This window comes from Caballeronia sp. LP006, assembly GCF_031450995.1.
Taxonomy (GTDB): Bacteria; Pseudomonadota; Gammaproteobacteria; order Burkholderiales; family Burkholderiaceae; genus Caballeronia.
In genome coordinates this window covers 169,893-187,147 of the sequence record NZ_JARTVW010000002.1, presented here as the reverse complement: position 1 = coordinate 187,147, position 17,255 = coordinate 169,893, and the positions used below count along the sequence as shown (strand labels likewise).

Here is a 17,255-nt window from a genome sequence, read left to right as displayed (position 1 = left end):
GGCGGCCTTTTGCGGGTAGGCGTCGCTGATTAATTCGTTCGAGGCGGCGCGAAATGTTCGATCAAACGAGCTTCACGCGCCGCCTGCTACATGCCGCAATGTGCGGCCAGCAATACCGTCAACGTCGCTCGGAATCCGCAGCCGCATCACCCAACAACCCCGGCAACTCCAGCAACGTCCTGTGCGCTCCCCCAAGCTCGACCGCCGCTGCGTAAGTCGACTGCACGGCGGTGGCAATGGCATCGACGGCATGGGTGTCGCCGGCCATCGTCACGTAGTAGCCGAGGTCTTTCAGCGCGTTCGACATATGAAAAGGCATGCTCGAAGGATCGCCGTCGATAAGCGATGGCCGCAGCCGCTCCAGCGCCGCGCCGCCTCCGCCGCCCTTCGCGAGCACATCGACGAACGTTTGCGGGTCCACGCCCGCACGCTTCGCGCAGGCAGCCGCCTCGGAGATCAACGCAATCGTGCCGAGCGACACGAAGTTGTGCAGCAGCTTCATGCTGTGTCCCGCGCCAGTGCCGCCGACCAGCGTGATGTTCTCCGCGAACGTGCGCAGCAGCGGCTCCACTCGCGCGAACAATTCCGGGTCCGCGCCCACCAGCAAGTTCAAACGTCCTTCGTGCGCTTCCTTGGCGGTGCGTGTCATGGGCGCATCGATGAAGAGGCCGCCCGCCTGCGTCACGCGCTCGGCCACGCGCGTCGTGGATGCGGGCACGGCCGTCGAGCAATCGATCACGATGGTGCCTGGCTGCAAACCCGCGAGCACGCCATCGGGCGCACTCAGAACCGCTTCCACTTCGGGCGATCCGGTCACGCACAGAATGACGATCTCGGACTCGCGCGCGAGCGCCTCGCCCGTGGTGAAGGTCTTGACTCCCCCCGCCAGCAGTTCGTCGAGCGGCTGGTTGCCGGGATGCTCGACCACGCTCAACGGGTAGCCGTGCTTCATCACGTTGCGCGCAATACCGTGTCCCATGAGACCGATACCGATCATGCCGATGCGTTGCTTCATGCTCTATCTCTTCGAGTTGTCGTTTGGAAAGCCGGTTGCATCCGCATCAACGGTTGACGAGCCTCTTGGGCAACATCACCGCCAGTACGAAGCCGAGCAGAAGGCAACCGACCATCGAGAAAATCGGCAGCGTGAGGCCGCCGGAAAGCTGTTTCAGATACCCCACCACATAAGGACCGAAGAAGCCGCCGAGATTGCCGAAGGCGCTGATCCATGCAATGCCGATAGCCGCGCTCGTGCCCAGCACCGCCGTCGGCATGCTCCAGAAAAGCGGCGGCAACGACAGCAATCCCGCATTGGCCATGCACAGCGCAAGCATGCCGAGCCACAGGTTGTCATGCCAGAGCACCGAGAGCGACAATCCTGCCGCGCCCATCAACAGCAAGGCCGCGACATGCAAGCGCCGTTCGCCGCGCTTGTCGGCGCTGCGCCCGAACAGCACCATGACGACGACCGCAACCGCGTTTGGCAGCGCCGCGAGCAGGCCGATCACGAAGTCGCTCTTGATGCCCATCGACTTGATCATGGTCGGCGCCCAGAAGGTGTAGCCGTAGATGCCGAACACGTCGAGAAAGTAGATGAGGCAAAACGCCCACACGAGCCAGCTCGACAAAAGGCCCTTGTGATTGGCTTCGGCGGTGATCGCACGGTCAGCGGCGAGCACGCGCGACAACAAAGCGCGTTCGGGTTCGCTGCAGTGTTTGCTTTGCGTGACATCGTCTTCCAGACCTCGCCACGTGTAGACCGCCGCGAGAAACGCGGGCAGCGCCTCGATGATGAATATCCACTTCCAGCCCGGCAAGCCCATCAGGCCGTTGAAGTATTCCATGATGAAGCCGGTAAGCGGCGAGCCGATCAGTCCCGCCAGCGCGAGCGCCGCGTAGAACATGCTGAGAATGCGAGCGCGCCAGTGCCTCGGAAACGACTGGCTGATATAGAAGATGATCGCCGGAATGAAGCCCGCTTCGGCGACGCCCAGCAAACAGCGCATGGCATAGAACTGCATCGGCGTGGCGACGAACGCCGTAAGCCCGGATACGATGCCCCACGACAGAATGATCCGCGTGATCCAGCGGCGTGCGCCGACGCGCTGCAAAATCATGTTGCTCGGCACTTCGAAGACCACATAGCCGAGAAAGAAGATGCCCGCGCCGAAACCGAAGACGGCATCTGAGAAGCCGAGTTGCTGGGCCATCTGCAGCTTGGCGAAGCTCACGTTCACCCGGTCGATATACGAGGTGATGTACGCGAACATCAGAATGGGCAGGATCTGTAGCGCGAGGCGCCGGAAAATCCGGTCCTCGGCGGCCGCGTCACGCGCGGGTGCGGACGGCAAAGCGCCGCCCGGCATGCTGGTCGCATCGATTTCCACGTCTGTCTCCGTCATATATGTACTGATTTTTTTAAAGCCCTGTCAGTGTCGCCGGATTCGTGGCAAACGGCGGACGCAGCAGGACATGGGAAATTTAGCCTGTGCCGCGCGCCATCGATATGCGAATTCCGTGAAGCGGGCTTTCGAATTGTTCGAACGCCCGATGCGAGCGGCCACGCGCGTGCATCGCTCAGGGTAATCCTGTAGGGCGCGAAGACTGAGGGCCGCCGCGAGGGTGCCATACTGCGCGGCATGATCCATTCACGGAGCGTCTGGTTTGTTCGATCTCACCTCACTGGCTCTCTTTCTGCGCGCAGTCGAGACGGGGAGTCTGTCGAAGGCGGCGCAGCATTCGCATATGTCCTTGTCGACGGCCAGCCGGCGCATTGTGCTGCTCGAGCATCATTTCCGGGTGGCGCTGCTCAATCGAACTTCGGCGGGCGTCGAGCCCACGCCCGCCGGAGAAGCGCTCGCGCGCCACGGCACCGAGCTGCTGCTCAAGACCGACGCCATCTATAGCGAGCTGTCCGACTACACGAAAGGCTCGGTGGGCCGGGTGCGCGTCTTCGCCAACATCTCCGCGATCAGCCAGGAGTTGCCCGAGCATCTGCGAGCGTTCTCGCAGAAGTATCGCGACATCAAGCTGCATATCAGCGAATTGCGCAGCGCCGACATCTTGCAGGCGTTGCGCGATGGCCGGGCGGATATCGGCGTCGTGACGTCGCAAACGGGCATGGAGGGCATTCGCCTCGCGCCTTATTGCAGCGACCGGATCAGCGTGGTCGTGCCGGAGGATCATGTATTGCAGGGCGACGAGATCGAGTTCGCCGCGCTGCTCGAACACGATATCGTCGCGCTCGACGACAAAGCCGAGGTCACGCGCATGCTGGTCAAGGAAGCGGCGCTGGCGGGCAAGACCATCCGCTTTCGCGTGCAGGTGCAGAGCTTCGAGGCCATGTGCCGGTTGATCGCCGTGGGGCAGGGTATCGGCGTGTTGCCCGAGGGCGCCGTGAAGCTGTTTCTTCAGCCGATGCGCTTGCGCTTCATTCGCCTGACCAATTCCTGGGCCGAACGGATGATGTCGGTTGGCATGCGCGAAGGCGCGGCGGCCTTGCCTACGCGCAGGCTGTTCGACTTTCTGAGTGAGATCGGACCCGCGAGCACGGCGCAACTCGATACCGAGCGCCCCGCGCGCTGAGCCCTTCCGGATTTTCGAAGCCACCGTTCCTCGATTCGCACTTCCGTCGTTCGAATGCGTCCGCTAGATTGGCATTCGACATAGTCCGATGCCCGGGCGCGGCCGCGCTCGCGAGCAAAAGAGACGCAGGAGACAACGCAATTTCCATAGAGGCGCGCCTTGAGTGCGCCCGCCTCCTGTGCCGTCTCGCCGGGCATTCCCGCGTCGCACTTTCGGAGGCTTTGCAGATCATGGCAACAACTCATAACATCGCCGTCATTCCCGGCGACGGCATCGGCAAGGAAGTGATGGTCGAAGGCCTGCGCGTGCTGAAGGCCGTGGCCGCGCGTTACGACATTGCGCTCAATTTCGACGAATTCGGCTCGTGGTGCACGGAGCATTACCTGCAACACGGCACGATGATGCCCGCGAATTGGGACCAGCAGATCGGCAAGCACGACGCCATTTTCTTCGGCGCGGTCGGCACGCCCGACGTCGTGCCGGATCACACCGCCGTGTGGGAATCGATCATCAAGATTCGCCGTGAATTCGACCAGTATGTGAACCTGCGCCCCGTGCGATTGATGCCCGGCGTGCCGTCGCCGCTCGCGAACCGCAAGCCCGGCGAGATCGACTTTCTGGTGGTGCGCGAGAATACCGAAGGCGAGTATTCGTCGGTGGGCGGGCGCATGTTCGAAGGCACCGAGCGCGAATTCGCCACGCAGCAGGCCGTGTTCACGCGCACGGGCGTGGACCGCATTCTCAAGTTCGCGTTCGAACTGGCGCAAAGCCGGCCACGCAAGCAACTCACGGCCGCGACCAAGTCCAACGGCATCTCCATCACCATGCCTTACTGGGACGAGCGTCTGGCAGAAGCCGCGAAGCGCTATCCGGACATCGAAACGCGCAAGTACCATATCGACATTCTGTGCGCGCACTTCGTGCAGAGCCCGGACCGTTTCGATGTGGTCGTCGCATCCAATCTGTTCGGCGACATCCTGTCCGACCTCGGGCCGGCTTGCACGGGCACCATCGGCATCGCGCCTTCCGCGAACCTGAATCCGGAGCGGCGCTTTCCGTCGCTGTTCGAGCCGGTGCATGGTTCCGCGCCTGACATCGCCGGGCGCGGCATCGCCAATCCGATCGGGCAGATCTGGTCGGCGGCGCTGATGCTTCAGCATCTCGGACGCGGCGAGGCGCGCTACGAAGCGGCCGCCAAAACCATCGTCGCGGCGATCGAAACCGTCCTCGACAAAGGTCCGCGCACGCCGGACATGGGTGGCGGCGCCAACACCGTCGAAGTTGGCACGGCGATCGCCGATGCCGTCACGGAACACGCACTGATCACGGAGTAAGACATGGAATATCGACACTTCATCGGCAACGCATGGAAGGCGCCGGATAGCGGCGCGACGCTCGATGTCATCGATCCGAGCACGGGCGAGCCGTTCGCTCACATCTCGCGCGGCAACGCCGCCGATATCGATGCTGCGGTCGCCGCCGCGCGCGGCGCGATGGGCGAAGCGCTCGATGGAGCGTGGGCCAAACTCTCGCCGGCCGAGCGCTCGAATCTGTTGTTCGCGTATGCCGCCGCCGTGCTCGAACACGGCGACGAACTCGCGCAACTCGAAGCGCGCGACACCGGCAAGGCGCTCAAGACCGCGCGCACCGACGCGGCCGTGCTCGCGCGTTATCTTCAGTACTACGCGGGCTGCGTCGACAAGCTGCACGGCGAGACCTTGCCCTATACCACGGGCTTCACCGTGTTGACCGTGCGCGAGCCGATTGGCGTGACCGGGCACATCATCCCGTGGAATTATCCGATGCAGATTTACGGGCGCAGCGTCGGCGCATCGCTCGCGGCGGGCAATGCGTGCGTGGTCAAGCCTGCCGAGGACGCGAGTCTGTCGATTCTGCGACTCGCCGAAATCGCCGCGGACATCGGCTTTCCGGCGGGCGCGATCAACGTCGTCACGGGTCTTGGCAGCGAAGCGGGCGCGGCGTTGTCGGCGAACGCGGGCATCGGCCACATCTCGTTCACGGGCTCGACGGTCACGGGCGCGCTGGTCGGACGCACGGCGGCGGAACGTCATTGCCCGAGCGTGCTCGAACTCGGCGGCAAGTCGCCGCAACTCGTTTTCGACGATGCCGATCTCGACGAAGCGCTGCCCGTCATTCTCAACGCGATCATCCAGAACGCGGGGCAGACCTGCTCGGCAGGCAGCCGTTTGCTGGTCCAGCGCGGCATTTACGAAAGCGTCGTCGAGCGGCTCGCCGCGCGCTTCGAGACGCTGCGTTCCGGTCCGCCGTCGATGGACCTCGACATGGGGCCGCTCGTCAACGCGAAGCAGCAGGCGCGTGTGCGCGGCATCGTCGAGCGAGCGGAAGGCGAAGGTATCCGTGTCGCGGCGCGCGGCAAGATCGCGGCGGAGGCATCGCGTAATGGCTTCTTCCAGGAAGCCGTGCTGTTTCGCGACGTGCCGCCGGACAGCCGGCTCGCGCAGGAAGAAGTCTTCGGGCCGGTGCTTGCCGTCATGCCTTTCGACGACGAAGCCGAAGCGGTGCGACTCGCCAACGGCACGCAATACGGCCTCGTCGCGGGCGTCTGGACGCGCGATGGCTCGCGTGGTCTGCGCCTCGCGCGCAAGCTCCAGGCGGGGCAGGTTTTCATCAACAACTATGGCGCGGGCGGCGGCGTCGAACTGCCGTTCGGCGGCGTGAAGGCGAGCGGCCACGGGCGCGAGAAAGGCTTCGAAGCGCTCTATGGCTTCACGAGCCTCAAGACCATCGCCATTCGGCACGGTTGAGGCGCACGCGCTTTCGCATCATGGCGACACTCAACATCATCGGCGCGGGGCGCGTGGGCGCGACGCTTGGCAATCTGATCGTCGCGAACCGCGTGCTCGATATCGGCGATGTCTTCGATACCGACGCCAAACGCGCCGCCGAAGCGGTCGATTTCATCGGCGCGGGCCGCGTAGCCGAAGACTTGGCCACGATGCGCCCCGCCGATATCTGGCTCTTGTCGGTGCCCGACATGCGCATCGCCGAAGTGGCCGAGCAGCTCGCTCGCGCGCACGAAGGCCGGGGCGCATCGGTGGCGGTGCATTGCAGCGGCGCGCTCGATGCCGACACGCTCGCGCCTTTGCGCGGCATCGGCTGGAGCGTTGCGAGCGCGCATCCCATGTTGAGCTTCGCCAATCCCGGCACCTCCGTGTTCCAGTTCGAAGGCACGCCATGCGGTCTGGAAGGCGACGCCGCCGCGCGTGGCGCATGGAGCGAGGTGCTGGGCGCGATCGGTGCGCGGTGTTTCGACATCGAGCCGGGCAGCAAGGCGCTGTATCACTCGGCGGCCGTCATGGCGTCGAACTTCTTGCCGGTGCTCGCGGCGATGTCCGTCGAGATGTGGCAAGCGGCGGGCATTCCGGACACGCTGATTCAGGACATGATGCATACGCTTGCGCGCAATTCCGTCGATAACGTACTTGCCCTCGGCCCGCGCGATGCGCTGACAGGCCCCGCCGCGCGAGGCGACCGCGCGGTGGTGGAAGCGCAGTCGCAAGCTATCGCGGCGTGGGACGAGGTATCGCGCGAAGCCTACGATGCGTTGTCCGTGCTGGCCGCGCGGCTTGGGCGGACGGGAACGGTGCGGGGAAGTTAAGGGCACACGTCAGCACGCTATATCGCCGCGATGCAGTCGATCTCGATATCGAAATGTCCCGGCCACGCAGGCACATTGACGAAGATTCTCGCGGGCGGATTGGGGCCGAAGAATCGTCCGTAGATGTCGTTCACGACCGGGAAAGCGGCGACTGAGGTGCAATAGACGTTGCACTTGAGAACCTGATCCAGCGATGAACCTGCCGTCTCGACGCACAGCTTCAGTTGCTCCAGCACGCGTTGGGTCTGCACTTCGATCGATGCTTGCATGATCTCGCCGGTCTGCGGATCGAACGGAGGAAAGCCTGACACGTACACCGTGTCGCGATGACGCGTGACGGCGGAGGTCGGCGCATTCCAGCGCTCGAGCCAGCTTGAAAGCGGTTCGACACGAATGATTTCCCGGCTCATGATGTGTACGCTCAAAGAGTTGTTCATCGAGTCCGCGAAGTTGCTAGCGGCGTGTGATTGCAGTATCGCCGATGCCTGAGTGGAAACGTTTTGAGTTGGAGTGAAGTGTGGAATGTCGACGATTGCATTCAAGCGCATGCTGCATGACATGCGCTGGAGGCAAGCGCATCACTCGAATTTACGGATTAGGGTAAACTACCAGCCTTCCCGGGCGATCTCCCGCCCACACCGAATTTCTCACGCACCCATGTAGCTTTCCGAGAACCTCCTACCGTTCAGACGGCTTTGCACCTTGGGGGTTCGCGTGTACGGGTGCGTTCGCCTGGCTTGCTTCAGGCGACGTACTGCCATCTCGTCGATTCGACACCGGCGACTCCGTTCGACACCATCGGCGTTTCGCGCCGGCTTTAAAACGCAGTGCGCCATGTGCGGACTGCGGAACTCATTCGATGCAGATTCAATCTCTCAAGCAGCAATGGCTCACGCATGTTCCCGCGAATGTGCTCGCGGGCCTCACGTCATCGTTTGCGCTCGTTCCCGAGTGCATTGCGTTCGCGCTCGTCGCGCAGGTGAATCCCTTGATGGGCCTTTACGGCGCTTTCATCATCTGCGCGCTGACCGCCATTTTCGGCGGCAGACCGGGCATGATTTCCGGCGCGGCGGGATCGATGGCGGTCGTCATCGTCGCTCTCGTGGTCGAGCACGGCGCTCAGTATCTTCTCGCTACCGTTATTCTCGGCGGCGTGCTGATGACCGTCTTCGGACTTTTGCGTCTCGGCAAGCTGATCCGCATGGTGCCGCATCCCGTGATGATCGGCTTCGTGAATGGCCTCGCGATCATCATTGCCATGGCGCAGCTCGAGCATTTCAAACGCGCCACACCGCAAGGCGAAGTCTGGTTGCAGGGAACGCCGTTGATGGTCATGTCGGGTCTCGTCGCGTTGACGATGCTGATCGTGTATCTGCTGCCGCGCATCACCAAGGCGGTGCCGCCGGCGCTCGTCGCCATTCTGAGTATCGGCCTGATAAGCCAGTTGCTCGATTTGCCGACGCGGACACTGGGCGACATGGCGCACATCGCGGGCGCGTTCCCGAGCTTTCATCTGCCGACGATACCGCTCGATCTCGATACGCTCAGAATCGTCTTCCCTTACGCGCTTCTCATGGCGATTGTCGGCTTGCTGGAAACGCTCCTGACCTTCAATCTGACCGATGAGATCACCGAAACGCGCGGACAGCCCAATCGCGAATGCGTGGCGCTTGGTGTGTCGAATATCGTATCTGGCTTGTTCGGCGGCATGGGCGGTTGCGCCATGATCGGTCAGACCATGATCAACCTGAGTTCGGGCGGACGCAGCCGCTTATCGGGTGCGACGAGCGGCATCATGATCTTGCTGTTCATCCTTTTCCTGTCGCCGTTTATCGAACGAATTCCTCTCGCCGCGTTGGTCGGCGTGATGTTCGTCGTGGCGCAGCAGACCTTCGCGTGGGGATCGCTCCGTGTGCTCGGTAAAGTGCCGCGTAATGACGCAATCGTGATCGTTGCGGTCACGGTTATCACCGTGTTCACCGATCTGGCGATTGCGGTGCTATGCGGCATCGTGATCGCCGCGTTGAACTTCGCCTGGCAACATGCCCGCGAGATTCGCGCGGAGTCGAAATCCGATGAAAAGGGCACACGTACTTACGTACTGCATGGCACCCTGTTTTTCGCATCGACGGCGAATTTTCAGGACCTTTTCGATCCGCAGAACGATGCGGACGATGTCATCGTCGATTGTCAGCATCTGCATGTCGCGGATCACTCTGCAATCGTGGCGTTCGAAACGTTGCAAGACCGCTATCGAAAGGCAGGGAAGCGTTTGCAGTTCGCGAACTTGTCACCGCGTAATCAGCACATTCTTCAGCGCGCGGGCGTTTCGATCGCGAATGCGTGAGACCTTGAAATGCGAAACACCCGGCGGAAGGCATGTTGAACCTTGCGCCGGGTGTTTTGGTACTACAGCAAAACTCGATTACTTCGAAGCCGCCACTGCTGCCTTCATCGTCGAATAGATCGCCTTCTTCGCGCCGCTATTCGTGAGAATGCCGTAGTCGCCGGTAGGATCGTCGTAGAGCTCGTACCACTGGAAGCCGATCACGTTATACGTGCTGCGTGCCGCGTAAAGTTCCGGGACCGTCTTCGTGATATAGGCCTGCGCCTGAGCCGTCGAAAAGTCCATATTCACGCCAATTTCCGTGAACATGATTGGCAGGTTGTACGTGTCGTGCATGATCTTGAGCACGTTGTAGTTGGTGCCGTCCTTGCCCCACGTGTTCTCAGGATCGAGACCGTCCGAGTACCAGTGCAACTGGATGATGTCGGTCTTCACCTTCGGATGTCCCGTCGAGCCATCCGGCTGCACGCCTGTCAACATGCCCTTGTACCAGCCGAGGTACAGGAAGCCCGCCGAAGCCGTGGCAATGACCTTCGTCTGGCCGGCCGTATCCACCGAGCGCCAGCCGTCGTAATAGCCGCGCAGCGCGCCGCGCCAGATTGGCCACGTCGTGTTGTCGTAGTCGGAAACGTTCACGCCATCGTTTGCAATCTTGCGGTTATGCGTGTCGAGGTCGTACTCGTTACCGAACTCGACGACCGGCACGCCCTTGAGCTTGGTCGCGGCGTAAGCGGCCATGGAATACGCATATGCGTAGGCGCTGTCTTCGGTCGGCGTCTTGCCGTTCAACGACGGGTCGTCCCACGGATAGGCATCGATCAGCGGCATCACCGTGACACTGGAACCTAATCCGGGAATGACCTTGTTCGCGAGCGTGTCGATCTGATCGTAACCGTGCACGTCCTGCCGAATGCCTGTCAGGCCGAGGTCGACCATGGTCGATGCCTGCGTGCTGAGCGGCGTCGACGAATAGACGCCGCCGTAGGCATAGTGCTCGTTGACGCCGAAGAACGGCATGGCTGTCGTGGTCGAACCGGAAGCAGAGCCCGAAGTCGAACCCGCGTTCGTCGATGCCGGCGTGCTGGCGGGCGTCGAAGCAGCAGGGCGCGGATCGGCCGAAACTGCCCACGTGTTGTTCTGCCAGACCCACCAGAGCTTGTTCACGTTCTGCTGATAGATCTTGCCTGCGTACCAAAGCAGCGCGATCACGTCCTGCGAGAAGCCGGCTTTCTGATTAGCGCGATACACCACGCCGCTCTTGACCGTCCACACCGCGCCCGACGAGTCGCTGATCGACGTGGCCGGGGGAATGACGGTGCCGCTCACCGAAGCAGGATGCTTGGCGATATCCACCACCGCAACGGGATCGGTTGCGCTGTTGACGACGCTCGACGGCGTTCCGTCACTGCCACCGCCACCGCATGCGGACAAGATTAGGGTGCCTAAATAGCACGAAATTACGACCAGACGATTATTCTTCATTTTGGATAATGGCTCAGTGTGCATTGATTCTGACCGCGCAAAGGGTCTCCCCCGAGTGCCTTAAAGGACCTCGGTAAGCAGTGCTTTGGGAGAGAGAGGCGAATCAGCCTATGCGCCTGGACAATTAAGGCGCGACCGTCATCCGTTTATTGCCGGAGGGGTCATGAGGAATGTTACACAGTTGAAACGTCGTTAAGTACGATAAAAGACGTAACAGCATGTAACCAGTTGGACCAAACGGAAAAACGTACTTTTATAGTACAAAACCGTGAATAAATAATCTGTTTTCCACCCTAAAGTTTGACGCGAAATGATGTTGGCTTTTGAATCGTTTTCAAACCTTTCAATAACGACGAATTCTGTAATCTTCATACGCGATAGCGTCGGCGCGCCATTGTGGCCAAGGCTGTGGCGGAATGCGACAGCGTGCCTTTTCGGTCCGGATATGCGCCGAATTTATTGCGTATTAATCGCCTGCGATCAACCGCGGTTGCAGTCGCGAAACGCACGAAGATAATCGCCCGCATAGACCGCGCACGAGTCCTGTGATTCCCCCCTTCAAACCGCTCGCCTAAAAGCTTTAGCCGGGCTTCAACTGGCACCTTGCGATAAGTGGCTTACCGCACGCTCGATGTGCGTGAGAGGCGGTTTGGACCGTGGCGCAAACGTTTAGCTGTCGCCCGCAAGTTCATGCGTGCGTGCGCGCACAGAGTCACTTGTCGTACAAAGGTAATTTTCGGTCCTGAGACGAGTCCGGCCAGACTTGAATCGACTCTGCGCCAAGCGTGCAAAGAACACGAAGCGGCTGCCGATTTGATCGTGCAACCGACTTTTCCTTCCGACGGACATGCGACGGTCACTCGATGAACAAAGCATCACTAAAAGACAAGCTATGGGTTGCGACGTTCATCGTCGCAGTGGCGAGCGACGTGCTCTCCGGCGTGATCCGCTACTACACGTCGACGATGGGCATGGCGCCCGCCGCGTATCTTCCCAAGGTGCTGATGTTGGGCTGGGTGCTATACGTCCTTCTCACGCGGCCCAAGGCGACGCACGCGCTCATCGCGCTATATCTGCTTACGCAGACCTTCCTTTCGCTGTCGCACGGCGTCGAGCCTGCCGCAGTCGGATTCTGGCTGTGGAGCGTGACGCCTCTGCTTTTCGCACTCACCGCGTCCCGCGAGACGCTCGCGCTCATGAACCGACGCTCGGCGTTCCTCGGACTGCTCACACTCGCCGCGCTTTGCGGCATCGGTATTCTCGCCAATAGCATGCTGAAGCTGCCCTGGGTGGGCGCAAGCGTATCGGTCGGTGGACACAACGTGACGATGGCCACGTCCTCGTACGTCGGCGTTGCATCGCGGCTGTCGGGATTCGGTCGCGACAGCGCATCGGTGGCGCTCATGGCCGGCCTTCTGACCACGTGGCTTTTGATGCACATCCGCTCGAAGGCGCTGCAGTTCGTGCTGCTCGCGCTCGCCGGCGCCACCATCTACGCCACGACCAACAAGACCGCGCCGGTGTCGCTCGCAATCGTCGTCATCGTGCACATGCTGTTTTCTACGCGCGGCATCAAGCGAGCGTGTCTGTGGGCGAGCGGCTTCCCGATCGTCTTGCCGATCGTCGCATTCTTCGCCGCCTCCGCATTCAATCTGGCGAGCCGCGGATACGTCACGCTGTCGTCGTTCCAGGATCGAATGATCAACACATGGCCGCTTCTGATCGAAGGTCTCATGAAGCACGAACGCATCTGGTTCGGTCTCGGGCCGGGCGCGTTCGGCTCGGCCGCGAGCTATTACGAAAGCCCGTTCGGCTTCAACGTTGCGTATGCCGATAACACCGTGCTCTATGCAATTGCGTGCTTCGGTTTCGTCGGCGCGCTGGTGCTCGTCGTGTATCTCGTGCGGCTCATGCTGAATTCGGCGTCGAACGATCGCGCTGCGTGGTCGGTGCTGCTGTATCTCGTCTTCAGCGCGGCGAGCACGGACATCTGCGAATCGATCGGCTGCCTGCTGTTCCTGGGTCTTGCCATCAGCTACCTGCGACAGCCGGCGCTCATGGCTCGACCGGTTGCCCCGTGGTATCCGCAAGCGCCTTCGCGTGGCTATGGCTTTAACGGGTTCGCGCCACAGTCGAACGAACATTGGCTGCAAGCGAGCCGCGCGAACCAGCAGGTCGCGGCACTCGAAGCAAGCCGTCATACGTTCGGAAGGCATTCGTCGTGATCCGGACCAACGTAAGCTTGGCGCGGCGCATCGTGCTTGCCGCGCTCATCTCCCTTTGCGGTTCGCTGCACGCGGCGTCCGCCGCACCGACGCTCGTGCTCGACGGCGCGTCGCAATCGACGGAGCATCCGTACATCGAGTTGCCGGGCTTTGCCGCGTCGCGCGCGAATACGGGCGTCGCCATTCATCAAATCGCCGATCTGCATCTGCTCGATGCCGTGAAGGACGTCGGCTTCTCCTTCGTTCGCACGGACCTCTTCTGGGAAGCGGTGCAGGCGCCGGATGGCTGGCATTTCGGCGGCTTCGACGGTCTCGTCTCCAATCTTTCGGCACGCGGCCTGGGCGCGTTGTTCATCCTCGGCTACAAGCATTACGCCTTCAGCCCGGACCAGCCACCGACCTCCGCCGTGCAATTGAGCGCGTTCAGTACCTACGTGCACATGGCGGCGTATCGCTACCGTAACGCGCCGGTGCGTTTCGAAGTATGGAACGAAGAGGACGACGAGAAGTACTGGCTCGCGCCGCCTTCGCCGCGTGCCTATCGCACGTTGCTTGAAACAGCGGTGACGACGGCGAAGTCGGCCAATCCGCGTGCGATCGTCGCGACGGGCGGCGTGCAACAGATCGATCGCGCATTCATCCGTGCCGTGGGCGACATGAGCGCGACCGCGCGACAAGCCGGCAAGCCGCTCGGTCCCGATGCGGTGAGCGTGCATCCGTATCGACAGCAGAACCCGGAAACCGTGCTCGACGACTATCGAGTGTTGCGCGAAGACCTCAACGGTTATACAAAACGCCCCCAAGTGTGGGCAACCGAATGGTCGTACCCAAGCGTTGGATACGAATATGTGTCTGAGATCAACGACGGCCACGCACCCGAAGCAAGAGCGCGGCAAGCTCGCTACGCGGTGCGGCTGCTGTTGATGAACTGGATCGCGCAAGTCGGACTGACGTCCTACTACGACATGCGCGACGATGGGACGGACCCGAAGGAAATGGAGCACAACTTCGGCTTGCTCGATTCCAACAATGCGAAGCTGCCCGCGTACGACGCAGTCAAGCATTTGTTCGGTTTCACCGCGGGCGAAGTGCACGCTCGCTATTTCATCGATGAGAAAGCGCGCTACGTCGTGCTGAAACTCGATGGCGCGCACGCAACGAAGTACGTCGTGTGGTGTTACGGGAATGGGAACGTGATGGACCTCGATGTATCGCATCTGCCGGCTGATGCGATCGTCACCGATGTATACGGCGTGCCGCACGGGGAACGTGGCACGCTGTCGTTGACCGAAGCGCGGGGACCGGTGTTCATCACCATCGCTTCGAAGTAAGGCAGCAAGGCGCGAATGGACCAGCGCGCCACTTGAAGTTCGATTTCGATCGAATCACATAACGTTAGGTTTGACGGCGGACCTTGCCACTGACGTCACGACTTTTGTTTTCTTGGTTGGGATATAAAATGCTTACATATAATATGCAGCCCGAAATGACGGCGGCTTCGCAACGGGGCGATGGCGTCGTGGACCTCTGGCGCAGTGTCGTGCGTCACAAGACTCTGCTGGGTACGGTAACTGGCGTATGTTGCGCCGCTGGCGTGCTCTACGTCCTGCTCGCCACGCCGCAATATCGCGCCGAAGCGCTCTTGCGCGTGCAGAGCACCAAGGCGGGCACGTCGATCAGCTCGCTGAACGACGTCTCCGGCTCGATGGCGGCAGACGCCTCCGCGAGCGATGAAAGCGATGTCCTGACCTCGCGCTCGGTCGTCACCAGCGCCATCACGCAGACCGGCGCGGATGTCGTCGTCGAAACCGAAAGTCACTTTCCGCTGATCGGCCGCTGGTACGCCTCGCGTCATGCAGGCGACCGCGAACTCGCGCCTGCACCGTTCGGTCTCGATTCCTACGCATGGGGCGGCGAGCGCATGAAGGCCGGCGTCTTCAACATTCCGAGCGCGGCTTATCGCAACAAATTCCACGTGGTCGCCGACAAGGATGGTCAGTGGACACTCTTCGACAAGGACGATAAGCAACTCGCCAAGGGCCGCGTCGGCGAACTCGTGCCGTTCCAGGTCTCGACCGTCGACGGCCAGGCGCCTGCAGAAGTGCGTATCGACACCTTGCGTGCACGTCCCGGCGTGAGCTTCGAGATCACGCGTTACTCGCAGCAAATGACGCTCGAAAACGTGTTGCTGCGCATGCGTACGTCAATTCCGCCGCGCGATTCGTCGCTGCATGATCCGTCGCTGATCCATCTGAGCTATCAGGCCGAGTCGCCGTTCGACGCGCAAGCGATGGTCAACGCCATCGTCAAGACGTATCAGGAACGCGATGTCGAACGCCGCGCCGCGCAAGCCCAGACGAGCCTCGACTTCCTGAAGAAGCGCCTGCCTGGCCTCAAGCAGGATCTCGAAACCGCCGAAAGCCGCCTGAACGCATTTCGCACGCAGACGGGCACCGTGGACATGGCGCAGCAGAATACCGCGCTCATTACCCGCATGAGCCGTCTCGAAGAGCAGCAGACCACGTTGTCGCTCGCGCTGGATGCCGCGCAGCACAAGTTCCGTCCGGAAAACGAGAACTATCAGAGCGCGCTCACGCAATTGAATCAGGTGAAGCACGAGATCGCCGAGACGGCCAAGACGGCGGCGAACCTGCCGACCGTGCAACGTCAGTACGTCGAACTCGCACGCGATGTCGCCGTCACCACGCAGCTTTACACGAGCGTGCTGACCAACGCGCAGCAGCTCGAAGTCGCTGCCGCCAGCACGCCGCCGGGCGTGGCCGTGGTAGACTGGGCGCTCGCGCCCGAGAAGCAATCGTGGCCGCGTGCGTGGATCGTGTTGCTCGGTTCCATCTTCGGTGGCTTGTTCGTGAGCACGGTGGCGATCTATCTGATCGCGTTGAATCGCCGCGAATTGCGCAGCCCCGAGGAGATCGACAGCTTCTCGGAAATCCCGCGCCTCGCCGTGGTTGCCCGCTCCGCCGCGCAATTGCGCCAGGACGTTCGCGCACTGACGCACAACGCCGCACCGGCCAAGCTGCTTGCCATGACGAGCCCGACCGACCCGAGCATCGAAGCATTGCGCTCCTTGCGCAGCAGCGTTCGTGCAATGCTGAACGGCGTGCCGATGACGGCTCATCCCGCGCTCAATAGCTGGAACCCGATGAACCCGACCGCGCCGATGAACCCCATGTCCACGTTGAGCGCCATGCCTTCGATGAACATGAGCGTGATGAACTCGGGCTATGTGGTCGATGCAGACAACCACGAAGGCAAGATCATCCTCTTCACGGGACCGACGCAAGGTGTGGGCAAGAGCTTCGTGTCGTCGAACTTCGCTTATCTGCTCGCCGAGACGCAGGCTTCGGTGCTCTTGATCGATGCGGACATGCGTCAGGGCCGGCTGCGTCATCTCGTCGACGGACGCACGGGTCCGGGCCTCGCCGAAGTGCTCGAAGGTTCGGCACGTGTCGAAGATGCCATCGTGCGGATTGGCACGAGCGGCCTTTCGATGATGGACGCAGGCGCGCTTTATCCGGAGAACCCGGCAGAGCTGCTTGGACGCCCGGCCTTCCAGGAAATGCTGGCGATGGTGCGTGGCATCTACGACTACATCGTGATCGATTCGCCGCCGGTGCTGCCTGTTGGCGACGCGCAATCCATCGCGATGCAGAACTGCGATCTCGTGCTGCTCGTGTCGCGTGCCGATCTCACTGGCGCACGCCAACTGGAAGAGACGCTGCGCCGCCTGCGCAACGTCGGCGCGAAGATCGGCGGTCACGTGTTCAACGGCTTTGCGCCGGGACGTTACGGCGCGCGCGAAGAGTACGGCTTCACGACGGCCACGCGTTAAGGAAGGGCGGGGCGAATGCCCTGCTCATCGCTGGTCTTGCGAACGGGCGCCGCATATGCGGCGCCTTTCGCATTGGCGGGAACGCTGTGATAACGTCACGCAAAACGCGCCAAGGAAACGAGA

12 protein-coding genes are annotated in these 17,255 nt (G+C 61.8%); 8 read left to right on the top strand and 4 right to left on the bottom strand.

Annotated elements, in window-relative coordinates; genetic code table 11:
- Positions 1 to 118 precede the first annotated feature (118 nt).
- Together P9250_RS01580 and P9250_RS01575 are read right to left on the bottom strand one after the other, a co-directional pair.
- Positions 119 to 1,015 (bottom strand): NAD(P)-dependent oxidoreductase, encoded by an 897-nt coding sequence (locus P9250_RS01580; RefSeq protein WP_250469566.1) that lies wholly within the window; start codon positions 1,013 to 1,015, stop codon positions 119 to 121.
- A 46-nt stretch (positions 1,016 to 1,061) separates the two neighbouring features.
- Positions 1,062 to 2,387, bottom strand: coding sequence for an MFS transporter (locus tag P9250_RS01575; protein WP_370652283.1), 1,326 nt, complete (start codon positions 2,385 to 2,387; stop codon positions 1,062 to 1,064).
- Positions 2,388 to 2,664: 277 nt separating this feature from the next.
- Here P9250_RS01575 and P9250_RS01570 point away from each other — a divergent pair, with 277 nt between their 5' ends.
- From P9250_RS01570 to P9250_RS01555, 4 genes are all read left to right on the top strand, one after another.
- On the top strand, positions 2,665 to 3,585 hold the full coding sequence (locus P9250_RS01570; protein ID WP_310390789.1) for a LysR family transcriptional regulator: 921 nt from the start codon (positions 2,665 to 2,667) through the stop codon (positions 3,583 to 3,585).
- A 230-nt stretch (positions 3,586 to 3,815) separates the two neighbouring features.
- Entirely contained in the window at positions 3,816 to 4,919 is a 1,104-nt protein-coding gene (locus tag P9250_RS01565) for a tartrate dehydrogenase (RefSeq protein WP_310390788.1), read from the top strand.
- A gap of 3 nt (positions 4,920 to 4,922) precedes the next feature.
- The gene (locus P9250_RS01560) at positions 4,923 to 6,371 is read left to right on the top strand and encodes an aldehyde dehydrogenase family protein (protein WP_250469564.1); all 1,449 of its coding nucleotides are present in this window, start codon (positions 4,923 to 4,925) and stop codon (positions 6,369 to 6,371) included.
- A gap of 20 nt (positions 6,372 to 6,391) precedes the next feature.
- Entirely contained in the window at positions 6,392 to 7,225 is an 834-nt protein-coding gene (locus P9250_RS01555; RefSeq protein WP_310390787.1) for a DUF2520 domain-containing protein, read from the top strand.
- Between the two features lie 17 nt (positions 7,226 to 7,242).
- On the opposite strand, the gene P9250_RS01550 is transcribed toward P9250_RS01555, so the two are convergent.
- Positions 7,243 to 7,662 carry a RidA family protein gene (locus tag P9250_RS01550; RefSeq protein WP_309845876.1) on the bottom strand — a complete coding sequence of 140 codons (420 nt, stop codon included), beginning with the start codon at positions 7,660 to 7,662 and terminating at the stop codon, positions 7,243 to 7,245.
- Between the two features lie 422 nt (positions 7,663 to 8,084).
- Between P9250_RS01550 and P9250_RS01545 the strand changes: the two genes are divergently transcribed.
- On the top strand, positions 8,085 to 9,572 hold the full coding sequence (locus P9250_RS01545; RefSeq protein ID WP_250528224.1) for a SulP family inorganic anion transporter: 1,488 nt from the start codon (positions 8,085 to 8,087) through the stop codon (positions 9,570 to 9,572).
- A 78-nt stretch (positions 9,573 to 9,650) separates the two neighbouring features.
- Here the strand turns inward: P9250_RS01545 and P9250_RS01540 are convergent, their stop codons facing one another.
- Positions 9,651 to 11,003 (bottom strand): glycosyl hydrolase, encoded by a 1,353-nt coding sequence (locus P9250_RS01540; protein WP_250494804.1) that lies wholly within the window; start codon positions 11,001 to 11,003, stop codon positions 9,651 to 9,653.
- A gap of 914 nt (positions 11,004 to 11,917) precedes the next feature.
- Between P9250_RS01540 and P9250_RS01535 the strand changes: the two genes are divergently transcribed.
- From P9250_RS01535 to P9250_RS01525, 3 genes are all read left to right on the top strand, one after another.
- Entirely contained in the window at positions 11,918 to 13,279 is a 1,362-nt protein-coding gene (locus P9250_RS01535) for a hypothetical protein (RefSeq protein ID WP_310390786.1), read from the top strand.
- A complete protein-coding gene (locus P9250_RS01530; RefSeq protein WP_310390785.1) occupies positions 13,276 to 14,610 on the top strand; it encodes a glycosyl hydrolase family 5 in 1,335 nt (444 codons plus the stop codon). Before P9250_RS01535 ends, P9250_RS01530 begins: the two co-directional genes overlap by 4 nt.
- A 128-nt stretch (positions 14,611 to 14,738) precedes the next feature.
- Positions 14,739 to 17,132, top strand: a complete 2,394-nt coding sequence (locus tag P9250_RS01525) for a polysaccharide biosynthesis tyrosine autokinase (RefSeq protein WP_244831469.1) — start codon at positions 14,739 to 14,741, stop codon at positions 17,130 to 17,132.
- Positions 17,133 to 17,255: the final 123 nt, after the last annotated feature.

Excerpts from the sequence above, each read along its gene's own strand:
- P9250_RS01580 (WP_250469566.1), bottom strand. The coding sequence starts at position 1,015 with ATGAAGCAACGCATCGGCATGATCGGTATCGGTCTCATGGGACACGGT.
- P9250_RS01565 (WP_310390788.1), top strand. The coding sequence starts at position 3,816 with ATGGCAACAACTCATAACATCGCCGTCATTCCCGGCGACGGCATCGGC.
- P9250_RS01560 (WP_250469564.1), top strand. The coding sequence starts at position 4,923 with ATGGAATATCGACACTTCATCGGCAACGCATGGAAGGCGCCGGATAGC.
- P9250_RS01555 (WP_310390787.1), top strand. The coding sequence starts at position 6,392 with ATGGCGACACTCAACATCATCGGCGCGGGGCGCGTGGGCGCGACGCTT.
- P9250_RS01550 (WP_309845876.1), bottom strand. The coding sequence starts at position 7,662 with ATGAACAACTCTTTGAGCGTACACATCATGAGCCGGGAAATCATTCGT.
- P9250_RS01545 (WP_250528224.1), top strand. The coding sequence starts at position 8,085 with ATGCAGATTCAATCTCTCAAGCAGCAATGGCTCACGCATGTTCCCGCG.
- P9250_RS01535 (WP_310390786.1), top strand. The coding sequence starts at position 11,918 with ATGAACAAAGCATCACTAAAAGACAAGCTATGGGTTGCGACGTTCATC.
- P9250_RS01525 (WP_244831469.1), top strand. The coding sequence starts at position 14,739 with ATGCTTACATATAATATGCAGCCCGAAATGACGGCGGCTTCGCAACGG.